Source organism: Exiguobacterium sp. s194 (genome assembly GCF_018618275.1).
Lineage (GTDB): Bacteria > Bacillota > Bacilli > Exiguobacteriales > Exiguobacteriaceae > Exiguobacterium > Exiguobacterium chiriqhucha.
In genome coordinates this window covers 173,420-191,424 of sequence record NZ_JACSLT010000001.1, presented here as the reverse complement: position 1 = coordinate 191,424, position 18,005 = coordinate 173,420, and the positions used below count along the sequence as shown (strand labels likewise).

16 protein-coding genes are annotated in these 18,005 nt (G+C 52.5%); 15 read left to right on the top strand and 1 reads right to left on the bottom strand.

The window, feature by feature from the left end; all coding sequences use genetic code 11:
• The first annotated feature begins 51 nt into the window (after window positions 1-51).
• From KNP85_RS00975 to KNP85_RS00940, 8 genes are all read left to right on the top strand, one after another.
• A complete protein-coding gene (locus KNP85_RS00975) occupies window positions 52-1,719 on the top strand; it encodes a ribonuclease J (protein WP_021067169.1) in 1,668 nt (555 codons plus the stop codon).
• A gap of 62 nt (window positions 1,720-1,781) precedes the next feature.
• The gene (locus KNP85_RS00970; protein WP_021067170.1) at window positions 1,782-3,959 is read left to right on the top strand and encodes a DNA translocase FtsK; all 2,178 of its coding nucleotides are present in this window, start codon (window positions 1,782-1,784) and stop codon (window positions 3,957-3,959) included.
• Between the two features lie 401 nt (window positions 3,960-4,360).
• Window positions 4,361-5,080: a GntR family transcriptional regulator gene (locus tag KNP85_RS00965; protein ID WP_214800849.1), complete on the top strand. Its 720-nt coding sequence runs from the start codon at window positions 4,361-4,363 to the stop codon at window positions 5,078-5,080.
• Window positions 5,081-5,208: 128 nt separating this feature from the next.
• A complete protein-coding gene (locus KNP85_RS00960) occupies window positions 5,209-6,294 on the top strand; it encodes a BMP family lipoprotein (RefSeq protein ID WP_021067172.1) in 1,086 nt (361 codons plus the stop codon).
• 61 nt (window positions 6,295-6,355) lie between these two features.
• Window positions 6,356-7,882, top strand: coding sequence for an ABC transporter ATP-binding protein (locus KNP85_RS00955; RefSeq protein ID WP_021067173.1), 1,527 nt, complete (start codon window positions 6,356-6,358; stop codon window positions 7,880-7,882).
• Window positions 7,879-8,943 (top strand): ABC transporter permease, encoded by a 1,065-nt coding sequence (locus KNP85_RS00950; RefSeq protein ID WP_021067174.1) that lies wholly within the window; start codon window positions 7,879-7,881, stop codon window positions 8,941-8,943. Before KNP85_RS00955 ends, KNP85_RS00950 begins: the two co-directional genes overlap by 4 nt.
• Window positions 8,940-9,899: an ABC transporter permease gene (locus KNP85_RS00945; protein WP_021067175.1), complete on the top strand. Its 960-nt coding sequence runs from the start codon at window positions 8,940-8,942 to the stop codon at window positions 9,897-9,899. Before KNP85_RS00950 ends, KNP85_RS00945 begins: the two co-directional genes overlap by 4 nt.
• Window positions 9,900-9,981: 82 nt before the next feature.
• Entirely contained in the window at window positions 9,982-10,788 is an 807-nt protein-coding gene (locus tag KNP85_RS00940; protein ID WP_214800847.1) for a thermonuclease family protein, read from the top strand.
• 38 nt (window positions 10,789-10,826) lie between these two features.
• On the opposite strand, the gene KNP85_RS00935 is transcribed toward KNP85_RS00940, so the two are convergent.
• Entirely contained in the window at window positions 10,827-11,075 is a 249-nt protein-coding gene (locus KNP85_RS00935; RefSeq protein ID WP_021067177.1) for a ferredoxin, read from the bottom strand.
• A 142-nt stretch (window positions 11,076-11,217) separates the two neighbouring features.
• Here KNP85_RS00935 and KNP85_RS00930 point away from each other — a divergent pair, with 142 nt between their 5' ends.
• From KNP85_RS00930 to KNP85_RS00900, 7 genes are all read left to right on the top strand, one after another.
• Complete coding sequence (locus tag KNP85_RS00930) at window positions 11,218-12,240, top strand: YpbB family protein (protein WP_021067178.1); 1,023 nt, start codon at window positions 11,218-11,220, stop codon at window positions 12,238-12,240.
• Complete coding sequence (locus tag KNP85_RS00925; protein WP_031200191.1) at window positions 12,224-13,651, top strand: RecQ family ATP-dependent DNA helicase; 1,428 nt, start codon at window positions 12,224-12,226, stop codon at window positions 13,649-13,651. Before KNP85_RS00930 ends, KNP85_RS00925 begins: the two co-directional genes overlap by 17 nt.
• Window positions 13,652-13,692: 41 nt before the next feature.
• Window positions 13,693-13,896, top strand: coding sequence for a hypothetical protein (locus KNP85_RS00920; RefSeq protein WP_021067180.1), 204 nt, complete (start codon window positions 13,693-13,695; stop codon window positions 13,894-13,896).
• Between the two features lie 164 nt (window positions 13,897-14,060).
• Window positions 14,061-14,918, top strand: a complete 858-nt coding sequence (locus KNP85_RS00915) for a MerR family transcriptional regulator (RefSeq protein ID WP_021067181.1) — start codon at window positions 14,061-14,063, stop codon at window positions 14,916-14,918.
• 61 nt (window positions 14,919-14,979) lie between these two features.
• Entirely contained in the window at window positions 14,980-15,561 is a 582-nt protein-coding gene (locus tag KNP85_RS00910; protein WP_021067182.1) for an adaptor protein MecA, read from the top strand.
• 95 nt (window positions 15,562-15,656) lie between these two features.
• A complete protein-coding gene (locus KNP85_RS00905) occupies window positions 15,657-16,574 on the top strand; it encodes a D-alanine--D-alanine ligase (protein WP_214800846.1) in 918 nt (305 codons plus the stop codon).
• A gap of 150 nt (window positions 16,575-16,724) precedes the next feature.
• Window positions 16,725-17,993, top strand: a complete 1,269-nt coding sequence (locus KNP85_RS00900) for a Glu/Leu/Phe/Val family dehydrogenase (protein ID WP_021067184.1) — start codon at window positions 16,725-16,727, stop codon at window positions 17,991-17,993.
• Window positions 17,994-18,005: the final 12 nt, after the last annotated feature.

The window sequence follows — 18,005 nt, the reverse complement described above, 5'->3', positions numbered from 1 at the left end:
TAGCGATAAGTGGACGAAACAGAATATGCAACATCTAGGAGGTTTTTGTTAGTGTCAAAGAAGAAGACAGAGAACGTTAGCGTCTTTGCGCTTGGAGGCGTAGGCGAAATCGGGAAGAACATGTACGTCGTGGAACTAGACGACGACATCTTCGTCATCGATGCCGGCCTTATGTTCCCAGGCGATGAGATGCTCGGGATTGATATCGTCATCCCGGACATTACGTATTTGAAAGAAAATAAAGATCGGGTACGCGCGATTTTCATCACACACGGTCACGAAGACCATATCGGTGGACTCAGCTACGTACTCCGTGATTTGAAACACGTTCCCGTATATGGGACGAAATTGACGCTCGGTTTAATCGAGCTCAAATTGAAAGAGGCTGGCTTATTGAAAGAAGTCGACCTCCGATTGATTGACGCCAAAACGAAATTGACTATCGCTGATCATTTCATCACTTTCTTCCGCGTCAACCACTCGATCCCGGATTGTGTCGGGGTCTGTATCCAAACGTCACAAGGCGCCATCGTTCACACGGGCGACTTCAAGTTTGACTACACACCGGTCGATGGGAAACAGTCAGACTTCAACAAGTTGGCGGCCATTGGCCAACGGGGCGTCCTTTGCCTCTTGTCGGATTCGACGAACGCGGAACGTCCGGGTCAAACCGGTTCGGAATCGCTCGTCGGCGCCGAGTTGAACGACGTCATCTATCAAGCCGAAGGCCGCGTCATCGTCGCGTCATTCGCCTCGAACGTGCACCGTCTGCAACAAGTGTTCGCGGCAGCCGAAGCGAACGACCGTAAAGTGGCCGTCGTCGGCCGCAGCATGGTCAATATCGTCGAAGTGGCCCAGAAGCTGAACTACTTGCGCTTCAAGCCGAAGACACTCGTCGAGCTTTCACAAGTGAATCGCTTGCCTGACAACAAAGTCGTCATCTTGACGACTGGTTCGCAAGGTGAGCCGATGGCGGCCTTGACGCGCATGGCGCGCAACGCCCATAAACAAGTGAACATCCGCCTGAACGATACGGTCGTCATCGCGGCGACGCCGATTCCGGGGAACGAGAAGTCCGTCTCGAAGACGATTGACCTGCTCTTCCGCTCAGGCGCCAACGTCATCTATAACCAACGCAAAGTACACGTCTCTGGACACGGTTCGGCCGAAGAGCTCAAGCTCATGTTGAACCTCGTCAAACCGAAGTACTTCCTCCCGATTCACGGGGAGTACCGGATGCAGATGGCCCACTCGAAACTCGCCGAGCAAGTCGGTGTGAAGTCGAACAACATCTTCATCGTTGAAAAAGGAGATGTCGTCGAGTTCACGGGCCGCAAAGCCCGGATGAGCCGCAAAGTGCCGGCTGGAAACGTCTTAATCGATGGAATCGGTGTCGGGGACGTCGGGAATATCGTGCTCCGTGACCGTCGTCTCTTGTCGCAAGACGGTGTCGTTCTCTGTGTCGTCACGTTGAACCGGAAACAGAAGAAATTGATTTCAGGACCTGAACTCATCTCGCGTGGATTCGTCTATATGCGTGAATCGGAAGAGATGATTTCAGAAGCGAACCGCATCGTCACGAAACAGATTGAGAAGAGTCTCCAAGCTGGAAGTGATTGGACCGAGTTGAAATCAAATATCCGCGAACGGCTCAGCGTCTATTTGTACGAGCAGACGAAACGTCGTCCGATGATCTTGCCGATCATCATGGAGATTTAAAGAATTGAGATTAAGGCAAAAGTCATCAGACTTTTGCCTTGTTTTTTTAGGAGGAATCTAAGGTGGCACAAAAAACGAGAAAAACTCCGGTGAAGCGGAAGCGACCGACGACGAGACGTGCGAAAAAACAGCCCATCCCACTGCGTACATATGGCTGGATCGCCTTCGTCCTGTCGATTACGGCCTTCATCTTTTCCCTGTTCGATTTCGGATGGGTCGGCAATCAGACGTCGCTTCTCGCGACGACGTTGTTCGGGGGCTGGGGGGCACTGACGTATTTGGCAATCGCGTTCACGTTGCTCGTCTTCTTAAATGAGTTTCGTCCGATGCAACGGACCGGGATTCTATTGTTGTTCACGTCGTTTCTCATGTTCGGGGACTTGGTATGGGGGGCCGAACGAGGCGAGGTCAACGGGGCGCTCTATCGACTCAATCAATACTTGCTCTCTGACTTCGGGATTGTCTTTTTAGGCGCCCTCTGCATGATTGTCGGGATTTCCCTGTTGTCGCCAACGATTTGGCGGACGATGGGTTCGCGGCTGCTTGAGACGGGCACGGCCATCAAACAAGAGTGGCACGACCGGGAACGGGTCAAACCGGCCCCTGTGAAGCGTCAGAAGGCTGTCCCGGCCCCGGCGAAGGTCGTGGAATCGACACCTGCCGAAGCGGAGCCTGAGGCGGATGCGGTGACGATGCATGATATCCCAATCGTCGGGTTCAGCGAGAAAGTCGTCGCCGAGAAGCGTCCGAAAACGGAGGAGGCGGCCCCGTCGGAAGAAGTGGCCGACCTGCCGACCGAGGATATGATGATGACGGCGTCACAGGATGTATCGGATACGTATGAGCTTCCGACGTTCACCATTCTCAGTGAACCGGTCGTGACCGATTTGTCCGGCGAGAATGCCCGCTTGAAAGCGAATGCGACAAAACTCGTCCAAACGCTCAAATCGTTCGGCGTCGGCGTGAAAGTATTGAAGATTCATCTCGGGCCCACCGTGACGAAATATGAACTGCAACCGGATATCGGGGTCAAAGTGAGCCGCATCACCTCGCTCAGTGACGATCTTGCCCTCGCGCTCGCGGCGAAAGATATCCGCATCGAGGCACCGATCCCGGGCAAAGCAGCCATCGGGATTGAAGTGCCGAACCAGGAAGTGGCCCCGGTCTGTCTCCGTGAAGTGCTCGAAGCCGATCCGGTCAAGCGGGAACAGTCGCCGCTCCTCGTCGCATTGGGCCGCAGCATCAGCGGTGAGACGGTGACGATCGCCTTGAACAAGATGCCGCATTTGCTCGTCGCCGGTTCGACTGGTTCGGGGAAATCGGTCTGCATCAACGGAATGATCGTGTCGCTCTTGATGCGGACGCGTCCTGATGAGGTCCGGCTCATGATGATTGACCCGAAAATGGTCGAGTTGAACGTCTATAACGGTGTCCCACACTTATTGACGCCGGTCGTGACGGATCCGAAGAAAGCGGCCCAAGCGCTCAAACAAGTCGTCGCCGAGATGGAGCGGCGCTATGAGCTGTTCAGCCGCTACGGAGTCCGGAACATCGAAGGCTATAACGAACTCGTCGATAAGTCGGATGACGAGGACGCGAAGCGTCTGCCGTTCATCGTCGTCATCGTCGATGAGCTCGCCGACTTGATGATGGTCGCCTCGAACGACGTCGAGGACGCGATTATGCGTCTCGCCCAGATGGCTCGGGCAGCCGGCATTCATATGGTACTTGCCACGCAGCGTCCATCGGTCGATGTCATCACCGGTGTCATCAAAGCGAACATCCCGTCACGGATCGCGTTCGCGGTCTCGTCGCAAACGGATTCCCGGACGATTCTTGACGGCGGCGGTGCGGAAAAGCTGCTCGGACGGGGTGACATGCTCATGCTCGCCAACGGGATGAACAAACCGATTCGTGTCCAAGGTGCGTTCGTCTCGGATCAAGAAGTCGAGACGGTCGTCAATCACGTCATCGCCCAACAACGGGCCCAGTATGTCGAGGCGATGATGCCGAAAGAAGAGGAAGTCACGACGATCGACTCGGACGATTCATTGTTTGAAGAAGTCGTTCAATTCATCTTGACGCAAGAGACGGCTTCCACTTCGATGATTCAACGAAGATTCCGCATCGGTTATAATCGAGCCGCCCGATTGATCGATTCGCTCGAACAGGCTGGATATGTCGGGCCGTCAGAAGGCTCAAAGCCGCGGAAAGTGCTCATTAACCAACCAGAGGGTTAAACATTAAAACGAACGATTAGGTATAAAAAATCCTAATCGTTCGTTTTTTATATAATTTCAGATAATCCTGTTCAAACGTGATGATCGAGGTCGACGTCATGTTGGGACGAACTAATATAGCACATCTGACCTATTCGAGACATTAAGACATACTACTAAAATCGTTGAACCGCTTTCATTTTTTAATACCGTTTACATTTTACGTTTTCTTTTCAAACGGCTTCACAACAGGTAATATAGACTAAGAGGTATACATAATCCCTTCACTTTAAAATATTTCCCCGATTCCGAACAAAAAGTATTGCGTTCTAATTCTCGAATCCCTATACTTAATATTGGCAAGGACATTCATACGTCAGATGTCTGAGCACTGGTTAGAATAGGTAAAGGTGGTGAGGCCCATGTCGATCAAGCTCGATCATCGCTTGCTCTATCTTCGCGTGATTGAGAAAATCAAGCAAGATATCGACGATGGTGTCTATCGTGAAGGAGAGAAACTTCCTTCAGAGTTCGAGTTGTCGAAGCAACTAGGAGTCAGTCGAGCGACACTCCGGGAAGCCCTTCGTATCCTCGAAGACGAGAAATTTGTCGTGCGGAAACATGGCGTCGGAACATTTATCAGTTCAAAACCCCCGTTCACTTCAGGGATTGAAGAACTGTTCAGTGTCACGGACATGATCATGCGCGCCAAGATGACACCAGGAACGAAAGTATTGGTGGCCGAAAAGGTTCTAGCGACCGAGAGAGAAGCTGAGCGTCTGAAAATCGAACCGAACTCGCCGATTTATCGGATCGTGCGGATTCGTTATGCAGACGAGACACCAGTTGTATACTGTGTCGATAAAATTCCGGCCCACCTCGTCTCGAATCCTAAAGCGTTGACGGAAGGTAAGTCGTTGTTTGATGCGCTCGAACAAGAGGTAGGACGTCGGGTCGCTTATGCGATCACGCACATCGAACCGAGTGTGAACACGGAAATCTCGACGCAACTTCAAACGGACCAACCGTTACTGGCATTAAAGCAATTGCATTACGATGAGAGCGACTTACCGCTGCTCGATTCGGCGAACTTTTTCCGAGCGGACCGCTTCGACTTCCACGTCGTTCGCAAACGCGTCTAAGCACGTTCGTTTTATCCGGAAACGGTTATTTTTGGGGAACAGCGTGAAAGCGCTTTCTTATACCGGTGTAAAGACTACTGATGACATGACAACCTTAATTGTTATGATCCGAAAGGGGAAACACGACGATGAACAAGAAAAAAACGATTCTCTCAGCTTTAGCAGCAGGTCTCACACTCTCAACAGTACTCGCAGCATGTGGCGGGGATGACAATGAAGGTGCTTCAAACGGCGAAGGCGGCGGCGAAGGCAGCGACTTCAAAGTAGCCATGGTAACCGATACTGGCGGTGTCGATGATAAATCGTTCAACCAATCAGCTTGGGAAGGTCTTACGAAGTTCGGGAAAGACAACAGCTTGACTGAGAACGAAGGCTTCAAATATCTTCAATCTTCAAAGCAAGCGGATTATCAGCCTAACTTGCAACAATTGGCACGCGATAATTTCAACTTGATTTACGGAATCGGCTTCTTGATGGGCGAAGACATCCAAAAAGTTGCTGAGCAGTTCCCAGACAACAACTTCGCAATCGTCGACATGGTCGTTGATGCACCGAACGTCGCATCGATCACGTTCAAAGAGCAAGAAGGTTCGTTCCTCGTCGGTGTTGTCGCTGGTCTCACTACGAAAACTGACAAAGTTGGATTCGTCGGTGGCGTTGAGTCTGACTTGATCAAGAAGTTCGAGAACGGTTATAAAGCTGGCGTCATGGCCGTTAACCCGGATGCAACAATTGACGTGAAGTACGCTGAAGACTTCAACTCAGCTGAAAAAGGTACAGCAATCGCTTCAGGTATGTACGGAGCAGGTTCTGATATCGTGTATCACGCAGCAGGCGGTACTGGGGTAGGGGTATTCACAGAAGCGAAAAACCGTAAGAAGAACGGCGAAGATGTATGGGTCATCGGTGTTGACCGTGACCAATACGAAGAAGGTCTTCCAGAAAACGTAACGCTTACTTCAATGGTCAAACGTGTTGACACGGCTACTTACGAAGTATCGAAACTTGCAATGGAAGATAAATTCCCTGCAGGCGAAATCGTTGAGTTCTCTTTGAAAGACGATGGAGTAGGGATTGCTGAAACATCTGATGAGAACGTTGCAGCTGACGTCCTCACAAAAGTTGAAGAGTACCGCACACAGTTGATCGACGGAGACATCACGGCTCCAGCGACTGACGCTGAGTTCGAAGAGTTCATGAAAACAGTAAAATAATTCATTGAGTTAGGGGGGACCCATGCGGTCTCCCTTTACTTAAAGTTAGGGGTGGACTTTCTTGGAATATGTAATTGAAATGCTCAATATTCGCAAAGAGTTCGGAACGTTCGTTGCCAACGACAATATCACCCTCCAATTGCGCAAAGGAGAGATTCATGCGTTGCTCGGCGAGAATGGTGCCGGAAAATCGACGCTCATGAACGTCCTGTTCGGTCTTTATCAGCCGGAAGGCGGGGAGATCCGCGTGCGTGGGGAGAAAGTGAACATTGAGAATCCGAACATCGCCAACGACCTTGGGATCGGTATGGTACACCAACACTTCATGCTCGTCGAGAAGTTCACGGTGACCGAGAACATCATCCTCGGCTCAGAGCCGAAGAGTGGATTGACGGTCGACCGGGCCACGGCGCGTAAAAAAGTTATGGAGATCTCGGAACAATACGGTCTCCGCATTGATCCGGACGCTAAAATCGAGGACATCTCGGTCGGGATGCAACAACGTGTCGAAATTTTGAAGACGCTCTATCGCGGCGCTGAAATCTTGATTTTTGACGAGCCAACCGCTGTATTGACGCCACAAGAGATTCAAGAACTCATTCAAATCATGAAGCGTTTGATCGAAGAAGGTAAATCGATCATCTTGATCACGCATAAACTGAAAGAGATCATGCAAGTGGCCGACCGCTGTACGGTTATCCGTCGCGGACGTTATATCGGCACCGTCGATATCGATGAGACGGTCAATGAAGACCGTTTGGCTGAAATGATGGTCGGGCGTGAAGTTAACTTTGATGCGGAATATTCCAAGGCAGATCCACAGCAAGTCGTCCTCGACGTGCAAAAACTCGTCGTCAAAGACAGTCGCGGGCTTGAAGCCGTCGACGGCTTGGATTTACAGATTCGTTCAGGAGAGATTCTTGGAATCGCCGGGATTGATGGAAACGGACAGACCGAGTTGATTGAAGCTATCTCAGGCTTGAAGAAACCGGAGTCTGGAAAAGTATTGTTGAATGGGAAAGACGTGACTGGGTTCACGCCACGTAAAGTGACGGAATCTGGCGTCGGTCATATCCCGCAAGACCGTCATAAACACGGACTCGTCCTCGACTATTCGATTCGGGACAACATGGTCCTCCAAACGTATTACAAAGAGCCGTTCTCGAAGCGTGGTTTGATGAACTATAAAGCTGTGGCTGAAAAAGCGAAGGCGTTGATTGAGAAGTTTGACGTCCGAACTCCATCGGTCGATGTGCCGGCCCGTGCCTTATCAGGTGGTAACCAGCAGAAAGCGATTATCGCCCGTGAAGTCGACCGGTCACCTGACTTGTTGATTGCGGCCCAACCGACGCGTGGACTTGACGTCGGTGCAATCGAGTTCATTCATGAACAGCTCATCAAAGAACGTGAGAAAGGACGCGCCGTCCTCTTAATCTCGTTCGAACTCGAAGAGATTTTACACGTCGCGGACCGAGTCGCCGTCTTATATGAAGGTAAGATTGTCGGGATTCGTGATCCGAAAGAAACGACCGAGCAAGAACTCGGCTTCTTGATGGCCGGCGGTAAGAGAGGAGAAGAAACAGTATGAATAAGTTAGGATTCAATCGACTGCTCATCCCGCTCTTGTCGATTTTGATGGGACTTCTCGTTGGGGCAATCGTCATGCTGATTGGCGGTTATGACCCGATTCAAGGGTTCTCGTCATTGTTCGAAGGTATGGTCGGAAGCCCATATGCAATCGGAGAAACACTTCGTGCCGCAGCGCCGCTCATCTTCTCAGGTTTAGCGGTCGCGTTCGCGTTCCGGACCGGTCTCTTCAACATCGGGGTCGAAGGTCAAGTGTTAATCGGTTGGGTGGCAGCCGTTTACGTCGGAATCAACTTTGATTTACCGATGTTCATCCACCTCCCGCTCGCGCTTCTCGCGGCCATGTTCGCGGCAGCGCTCTGGGCGTTCGTCCCTGGTTTTTTGAAAGCCAAGTTCCACGTTCATGAAGTTATCACATCAATCATGATGAACTATATCGCCTTGTACACGACGAACGCGATCTTGCGTAGCGTCATCGGCGTAACGAACGAACGGACCGAGTCAATCAACGAGTCGGCGTCGCTCGCGTCGCCATGGCTTCAAGAAATGACGCAGTTCTCACGCTTGCACTGGGGTGTCCTCATCGCTGTGCTCGCGGCGATCGTCTATTACTACATCTTGCAACGGACGACGCTCGGCTATGAGCTTCGGGCCGTCGGCTTCAACAAACACGCGTCGCAATACGCAGGTATGAGTGTCAATCGCAACATCATCCTATCGTTCGTCATCTCGGGTATGTTCGCTGGACTCGCTGGAGCGATGGAAGGTCTTGGTACGTTCAACGGGATGACGCTCAGTGCCTCGTTCACTGGGGTCGGATTCGATGGGATTGCCGTCGCCCTTCTCGGTGCGAACACGGCCATCGGTGTCGTCTTGGCAGCCATTTTGTTCGCCGGACTCAATATCGGTGGACTCGCGATGCAGCTCGGCGCCAACATTCCGTCCGAGCTCGTCAAAGTCATCATCGCCGCCATCGTCATCTTCGTGGCGTCTGGTTATGCGTTCAACTACGTGATTGACAAATTCAAAGGAAATCGTAAGAAAGGAGTGGAGAAAAAATGAGCTTCTTAGAAGTCCTCTATATCGTCGTTCCGGTCGCGTTGGCCTATGCGACTCCACTCATCATCGCGGCGCTCGGCGGCATTTTCAGTGAACGTTCGGGTGTCGTCAACATCGCCTTGGAAGGCATCATGGTCATCGGTGCCGCCACGGGAATCATCACGACGCTCACGTTGACGGAGATGGGGCTTGGTGGTCTCAGTCCTTGGATTTCGCTCTTGGTCGCCATGGTCGTCGGCGCACTCTTCTCACTTTTCTTGGCAGTGCCGGCCATCCTTTGGCGTGCTGACCAAACGGTGCTCGGGGTCGCAATCAACATGCTTGCGATCGGTCTCGCCATCTTCGTCGTCCGTGTCCTCTACAACAAAGGACAGACCGATTTCATCGAGTTTCGGATTGCGAAAGAGAACGTGCCGATTTTATCGGATATCCCGGTTCTTCGTATGTTCTTCATCAACGTCCAGTACACGTCGTTCATCGCCATCGCGCTCGCGTTCGTCGTCTGGTTCGTCATCTTCAAGACGCCGTTCGGCCTTCGTCTCCGCTCGGTCGGGGAACACCCGATGGCAGCTGACACGATGGGAATCAACGTCACGAAAATGCGCTTCATGGGCGTCATGCTCTCAGGTGCGTTCGGCGGTCTCGCCGGTGCGGTCTACGCCGTCACGGTCACGACGAACTTCAGTGGGACTACGATTGTCGGTCAAGGCTTCTTGGCCATCGCCGCCATGATCTTCGGGAAGTGGAACCCGCTCGGCGCGCTCGGAGCCGGCCTCTTCTTCGGTTTCGCCCAAGCGTTGTCGATCATCGGCAGTAACTTGCCGGTCATCAGCAACGTGCCGCAAGTGTTGCTCTTGATTGCACCGTATGCGCTTACGATTCTTGCCCTCGCGGGTGTCGTCGGACGTGCGGATGCACCGAAATCGGTCGGTATCCCATATATTAAAGGGAAACGCTAATCACCAAAAGGACAAATGTCCGTTTCACCAAGGTTGTTTGACGCTTAAGTCAAACAACCTTTTTTGTTATACTGGTGTAGAGGTGAGACAATTGAAAAAATGGTGGCAACTGCTGATTGCCGTCGTGCTGAGCATCTCGCTCGCAGGCTGCTCAGTCGATGACTGGTTCGCTGAACAAATCGACCCGCCGGAGTCGCTCGTCGAACTCGAGGCCGACTTTCCGTCGGCGTCGGTCACGCAACAAGTCGCACGGCCGCTCGGCAAGACTGAGACGGTCACGCTCGACCGCGTCATCGACGGGGATACGCTCAAAGTCGAGTTTGAGAACGGGGCGACGGAATCGATTCGCCTCTTGCTCGTCGATACGCCAGAGACGAGTCATCCGACGTTGCCGGTACAACCGTTCGGAGAAGATGCAAAATCATTCGTCGAGCGTTGGCTACCAGAAGGGGATACGATCACACTGGAGTATGACGTCGGGCGCTACGATCGCTATCAACGGACACTCGCCTACGTCTGGTACGATGATGCGATGCTGAACGAGGAATTGTTACGTCGCGGTCTGGCGCGCGTCGCCTATGTATACGCGCCGAACACGCAACACATCGATGCGTTCCGGGACGTCGAACAGGCCGCGCGTCAGGAATTGCTCGGGATTTGGAGTCTCGAGGATTATGTGACCGGCAACGGGTTCGACCACGAGGCGACCGAGCCGGCCCAGCCGAAACGAGACACGGATGGATGTGACATTAAAGGGAATATCAATCGGGACGGAGAGAAGATTTATCACGTTCCGGGCGGGGCGAGCTATGAGCGCACGATCCCGGAAGAGATGTTCTGTACAGAGAAAGAGGCGCGGGAGGCCGGTTTCCGCAAAGCGACACGTTAAAAAAAGACATGTGCGCCGAGATGGCACACATGTCTCCCTTATTCGTACTTGAGTGCGTCGCCGTCGAATGATTCGTCTGCGACTTTGATTGAGTCGGTCGGGCAGCCCTCGAAGGCGTCCATCAAGTCCTCATACAACTCATCCGGGACTTCAATCGTACCCGTGTTGTCGTCCATCAAGTTGAACGCGAGGCCTTCGTCATCATAGTCGAAGATGTCTGGGGCAGCTGCTCCGCAGGCCCCACATGCGATACATGTATCTTTATCAACAATCGTAAATTTTGCCATTTGTAACCCTCCATACGTTTCGTCTCTCTGCATAGAAATGATTTTCTACTGACTATGAGTAATTGTAGTCTACATACCCAAATATTTCAATGAGGAAACGAATAACGTTTTGGAAGCATAATTTTAACAAGGAGGTGGAACGATGGTTCATTTAGCGGACGGGGTGTTATTACTATCCATCCAACGCTTGAAAGGTGAACGTAGCGAGCGCAGTTTGTTTCATGTGTTGAACGGGAAACGATCGGCGACGACGCTGCAAGATGCCTTTTTTTATGATTTGGAACCGATTTTTGGCTTGTTCCCCTACACGAAGTACGACTATGAGAAACTGCTCGCCTCGTTCGAGAAGCGAGGTTGGCTCAACCGCTCGAGTTTTACCTTGACCGAAGCCGGGTCCATGCTCGCTTCGCCCGAGGCCGTCAGCGACTTGTTCGACCGTCTCGGCGGCGAGTACCGGGACTATACGACGATGACATGGAAACGGCTCAGCCTGTTCGTGCAGACGTTCATGTCGCTCGAGCATGAGCGGACGTTTTATCCGGTCCAGGCCGATCGTCTGGCCGAACGTTGGGTCAAACAAATCGTGCGGACCGAACGCGAATGGCGACCGTTGATTCAAAGCTTCCATCACGAGCTCGAGACGGCGCTTGAAGACATCGGCGACCCTTATGCGACCGCCGTCGTTTATAGGTTCACGGGAGCGTTCGAGACCGGGTATACGTATGAACAAATCGCGGCCCTCCTCGACGTCGATGCACGGACGGCCCGGCTCTACTTCTTGGCCGGGTGGAATGCGCTCCTCTGGAAATTGCCGCGAGATGCGAAACTGTTAGGATTCGCCCACGGCTTATCGAGTGAACGGATGACCTTATCGGCGCGAGGGTCGTATGAACAGTTCTTGGCCGGTCGATCGTTCCAACAAGTCCAGTCACAGCGGCGGTTGCGCACTAGTACGATTGAAGACCACGTCGTCGAGATGGCGATGTATTTAGACGAATTTCCGCTCGATCAATTTGTTCCGCTCGAGCAAATCAAGCAAGTCGAGCAACTGCGTGACGAATCGAGCTGGGCGCTCAAACCGATTTTTGAACAAATCGACGGGATCAGTTATTATCAAATCCGATTGGTGTTCGCACGATTGAAACGAGGTGAGACATTTGTTTGAGAAGACGTTGAAGCGGGTGTTCGGCTATGACAGTTTCCGTCCGGGACAGCGCGAGGTGATCGACGCGGTCGCTGAGGGACAAGACGTGCTCGCCATCATGCCGACCGGGGCCGGGAAGTCATTGACGTTCCAACTCCCGTCCTATATCAAGAACGACGGCTTGACGATTATCGTCTCGCCGCTCTTGTCACTGATCGAGGACCAGATGCTCCATATCCGCGAGCGCGGCGAACGTGGGGTGGCTCGATTGACGTCGATGGAGACGCTCGAAGAGAAGCAAGAGATTTTAAACCATTTGAAACGGTACCGCTTCTTGTATTTATCGCCGGAGCAACTTGCCGTGCCCCATGTGACACGGGCGCTGGCGCGCACAAAGATTCAAATGCTCGTCGTCGACGAGGCGCACTGTATTTCGCAGTGGGGCCATGAGTTCCGGCCGGAGTATGCGCGCCTAGGTGAACTGCGCAAGCAGCTCGGCAGTCCGCAGTGCATGGCTGTCACGGCGACCGCACCGGAGACGGTGAAACGAGATATTGTCGAGAAACTGGCGCTCTTCTCGCCGGCGCAGTTCGTCCACTCGGCGAACCGTCCCGAGATTCGCCTCATCGTGGAACGTCTCGGGTCAGAAGATAAGATGCGCCGTCTGAGCGAACTCGTCCACGACGTGCCGAAACCGGCCGTCATCTATACGGCGACACGGCGTGAGGCCGAAGCGCTCGCCCTCCATCTCGATGACGCCTTGTTTTATCACGGTGGCATGTCGACCGAGGACCGGCGCCTTGTACAGTCACAATTTTTACGTGACGAAGTCGCCATCATGGTGTGTACGAGTGCGTTCGGGATGGGTGTCAATAAAGATAACGTCCGTTCCGTCATTCATTATCAAATCCCGGCCACGCTCGAGGCGTACATGCAAGAGATTGGTCGGGCTGGGCGTGACGGCGAGCCGGCTTTCGCGGTCTTGCTATACGCCGAAGGGGATGAGCGGATTCAACAGTTTTTGATCGACCAGCAATATCCGAAAGACAAAGATATCCGTCTCGCCTATTTTGAACGAGACAATGGCACGAGCCTGGCCCAGTTGCCACGTTTATTGCGCTTGAACGAGGAAGATCCGGTTTGGGGACTGTTGAATCAGATGCTTGCCGAGCGGACGCTTGCCGAGGCGGTGGATTGGGTAAAAGATAGAAAGCGGGCCCGGTATCGTCAACTCGGACAGATGATGGACTATGCCCTCATCAAGACGTGTCGGCGCGATTATTTGTTAAATTATTTCTCGGAGCAACCGGTCAAGCAAAGCGATTGTTGTGACATCTGCGGCGAAATCGTGTTCCCGCCGTCGGAGCAACTTGTGTCTAAAAATGTGACAGATTGGAAACATCGGTTGGCTCGTATCTTTTCCTTTGATTGATATCATAGTAAAATGATAAAAAAGGTAAAGGAGGGCACACGTTGCGACATCGGAACCAAGCGGACTCACTTCGTGAAAAAGTGGTGGACACGTTGCCATCTCGCGCTGAACGGCAAGAGCATGAGCGAAAAGAGAAATTGAACGACAACTGGCTGAAGCGACCGCTCGCCATGATGCTGACACTGACGATGTTTGCCATTATTCTTGTATTTTTATATATAGGTCGTCACGACATCTTTTTCTAAACAATACGACGAGAACGTCGTATTTTTTTTATGATTTTATGCCCGAGGTTGTGAATATGCACAATCTCACCAATTTCTCACAAGATTTGCACAATAAAACAGGTAAAGCCGTACAGATGGGTCTATACTGAAAGAGAAGAACTAGTAGGAAAGGAGGGGCTGCTGTGCCGAAGTACTCCATCAAGACGGTCGCGTCACTCACCGGAGTCAACCCGACCACGATTCGGGCGTGGGAACGACGCTATCAATTCATCGTTCCGAGCCGGACAGATTCGGGTCATCGATTGTATTCCGACCAAGACGTCGAGAAGATAAAATGGGTCGTTGAAAAACAACGGGAAGGATTGACCGTGTCCCAAGCGATTCAACAGCTACATGAAGCCCCGAAGCCGAAGCCTGCCCGCCTTTATGACGAGGAGCTCATGGACGGGTTGCTCGAGGCGTTACTTTCATTTGATGAACGTAAGGCGCACGATTTGATTAATCGTGCCTTTAATACGTTTAGTTTTGAAAAGGTTACGACAGATATCATCGGTCCGTTATTGATGGAAATCGGGACACGTTGGGAGAATGGGACGATTACGATTGCGCATGAACATTTTGCGACGGCCTTTTTGCGTGCCCGCCTGTCGACGTTGTCGCTCCAAATGCCGATGAATCCCTTTTTGCCGCGCATCATTTGCGTCTGTGCCCCGGGCGAGATGCATGAGATCGGGCTCTTGTTCGTGACGCTTTACTTACGCCAATACGGTTATGACGTGATTTTCCTCGGTGCGGGATTCCCGAAAGAGGATTTGAACGAGGCGTTGCACGATATCGATGCCAAGTGTCTGATTTTCTCATGTACGTTGACAGAACATCTCGATGGCCTGAAAGACGCGATGCAGTTCATCCAAGCCGACCACCCGAACCTCGTCATCGGGGCCGGTGGTTACGCGGTCAGCCTTCAAGCGTCCGAATTCGGATCGGCCTTCCTCGGGGACACGCCCGAGGCGTGGACCGAGTGGTTGTCAACTATTTGACAGCTCGAACAAACGGGAGTAGCTTATAAAGTAGGATTGATTATTCTTTGGAGGTTTTCGTTTGAGATTTGAAAAGCAAACAAAAGAACATTTAAGGGTATATTTGACCGCGAGCGACCTATCCACTCGAGGCATCGCCATCGATACCATCGTGGGGGAGAGCGGTCAAGACCTGTGGCGGGAATTGCTTGAGACGGCGGAAGCGGAATTTGGCTTCATGCCGCAAGGGACCGTCGACTTGAACGTGACGATGTTTCCCCGTGACGGGCTCGTCATCGACGTCCAGAAAGTCGATGCGCCCGTAGCGGAATCGGATCAAGAGCAAGTCGAGATTCGGCTTACCATCGACGTGATTCATCATTTGATTTATCAATTTGACGATATCGAGGACGTCATCAACGCCTCGATTCGCTTGTTCCCACATATGCGAGACACCGAGCAGGGCGGAGCGTTCTATCATTACGAGGGACGATATTATCTGCACTTTGTCGAGGTGCTCAAACCAGACGTGGAAGAACGACTGGCCGCCATCTTGTCGGAGTACGGTCGGACGACGACCGTCAGTCCGTACGTCATGATGGAGTACGGGAAGACGATTCAAACTGAACAGGCCGTGAAACAGCTGTACGATACGTTCGCGTAAGTACGGCTTTTTACCGTTCTGTTTCTATTGTTTTCGGCCGACACATGGTATGATAAAACTTGAATTTTGGAGTAGCTAGCTGAAGGAGAGATTTGATGAAAGTCGCGGTATTATATGGTGGTGTATCAGGTGAGCGGGAAGTGTCGCTCACGAGTGGTAAAGGAATGATTGAAGCGCTCGAAGAACGGGGTCACGACGTCGTGGCGATTGATTTTCACCCGGACCGGGCCAATGAGCTGTTGACGCTTCAAGCCGACGTCGTCGTCAGCGCCTTGCATGGCAAGTACGGTGAAGACGGACGCGTGCAGTCGCTCTTGGAGATGGCGGGCTTGCCGTACACGGGGTCTGGTGTGTTGGCGTCCGCGCTCGCGATGGACAAAGCCCGTGCGAAAATCATTTTCGCCGCTGCCGGCATCCGAATCGCCCGTGACGTCCTCATCGAGACAGGGGACGATATCGACGCGAAAATCGTCGAGTGGGGCGGTGAATTCCCATGTGTCGTCAAACCGGCCCAAGAAGGGTCTTCGAACGGATTGACAATCGCGATGGACGAAACGATGCTCCGTGAAGGAATCGACAAAGCGTTCGCCTGCGATACGGCCGTCTTGGTCGAACAATATATTAAAGGCCGTGAATTGACGGTACCTGTACTCGGAAACCATGGCGCCGAAGCCGCGCTCCCGGTCATCGAGATTATCCCGAAAAACGAGTTTTATGACTATGAGTCGAAGTATTCAGAAGGTGGATCGATTCACGTCTGTCCGGCCGAATTGCCGGCTGCGTTGACGGAAGAAGTTCAGGCGGCCGCGATTCAAGCGCACCGTGCCCTCGGCTGCAGCGGATATTCCCGCTCAGACTTCCTCGTGTCAGAAGACGGGCTCGCCTATATTTTAGAGACGAACACATTGCCTGGCATGACGCCGCTCAGCCTGTTCCCGGACAGCGCCCGCGCCGTCGGCATCTCGTACGGTGAACTGTTAGAGCGATTCATCGCACTCGCACTTGAAAAGTAAGAAGGGGCACCCCCTTCTTTTTTCGTTTTAGAAAACGCTTTCATTATTTTCGTAAAAGCCTTTCAAATTGGGCGCGTATCAGATATACTTTTAAACGAATACGAGGTTGATTCTTGGGGGAGAATCGACAATTTAGGGGAGGAAACCTTCATGATTACGGATCAAGAAAAAGGTCATCAAAAACGAAAAAACATCCTTGAATCGACACAAGAAGTGATACACGAGGCGCTCGATAAACTCGGGTATCCAGAAGAGATGTACGAGCTCTTGAAAGAGCCGCTTCGGATGTTGACCGTCCGCATCCCGGTACGGATGGATGATGGATCGACCAAGATTTTCACAGGATATCGTGCGCAACATAACGATGCCGTCGGACCGACGAAAGGTGGAATCCGATTCCATCCGAGCGTGACCGAGGTCGAAGTGAAGGCGTTGTCGGTCTGGATGAGCTTGAAAGCCGGCATCGTCGACCTTCCATATGGCGGCGGTAAAGGTGGAATCGTTTGTGATCCGCGTGAGATGAGTTTCCGTGAAATTGAGCGGTTGAGCCGTGGTTACGTTCGGGCCATCAGTCAAATCGTCGGACCGACGAAAGACATCCCGGCACCGGATGTGTTCACGAACTCGCAAATCATGGCATGGATGATGGACGAGTATAGCCGGATCGATGAATTCAACTCACCAGGATTCATTACCGGGAAGCCGCTCGTGCTCGGTGGCTCGCACGGTCGCGAGACGGCGACGGCAAAAGGTGTCGCCATCATGATTCGAGAAGCGGCGCTTCGTCGCGGGATCGAGTTAAAAGGCGCCCGCGTCGTCGTCCAAGGGTTCGGCAACGCTGGTAGCTTCTTGTCGAAGTTCATGCATGACGCCGGAGCGAAAGTCATCGCCGTCAGTGATGCGTACGGAGCCATCCACGACGAGAACGGTCTCGACATCCCGTACCTGCTCGACCGTCGTGACTCGTTCGGGACGATCTCGACCTTGTTCAAGAACACGATCTCGAACAAAGAGATGCTCGAACTCGACTGCGACATTTTGGTCCCGGCCGCGATCGAGAACCAAATCACCGAGGACAATGCCGACAACATCAAAGCGTCCATCGTCGTCGAGGCCGCGAACGGACCGACAACGAACGAAGCGACCCGCATCTTGACGGAACGTGGCATCCTGCTTGTCCCAGACGTGCTCGCTTCGAGCGGTGGAGTGACGGTCTCATACTTCGAATGGGTTCAAAATAATCAAGGTTACTATTGGACGGAAGAGGAAGTGGAAGAGAAGCTTGAGAAAGTGCTCGTCCACTCGTTCAATACGGTATACAATACCTCGTCGGCCCGTAAGGTCGACATGCGTCTCGCCGCCTATATGGTCGGTGTGCGCAAGATGGCAGAAGCGTCGCGCTTCCGCGGTTGGGTATAACAAAAGAGAGGG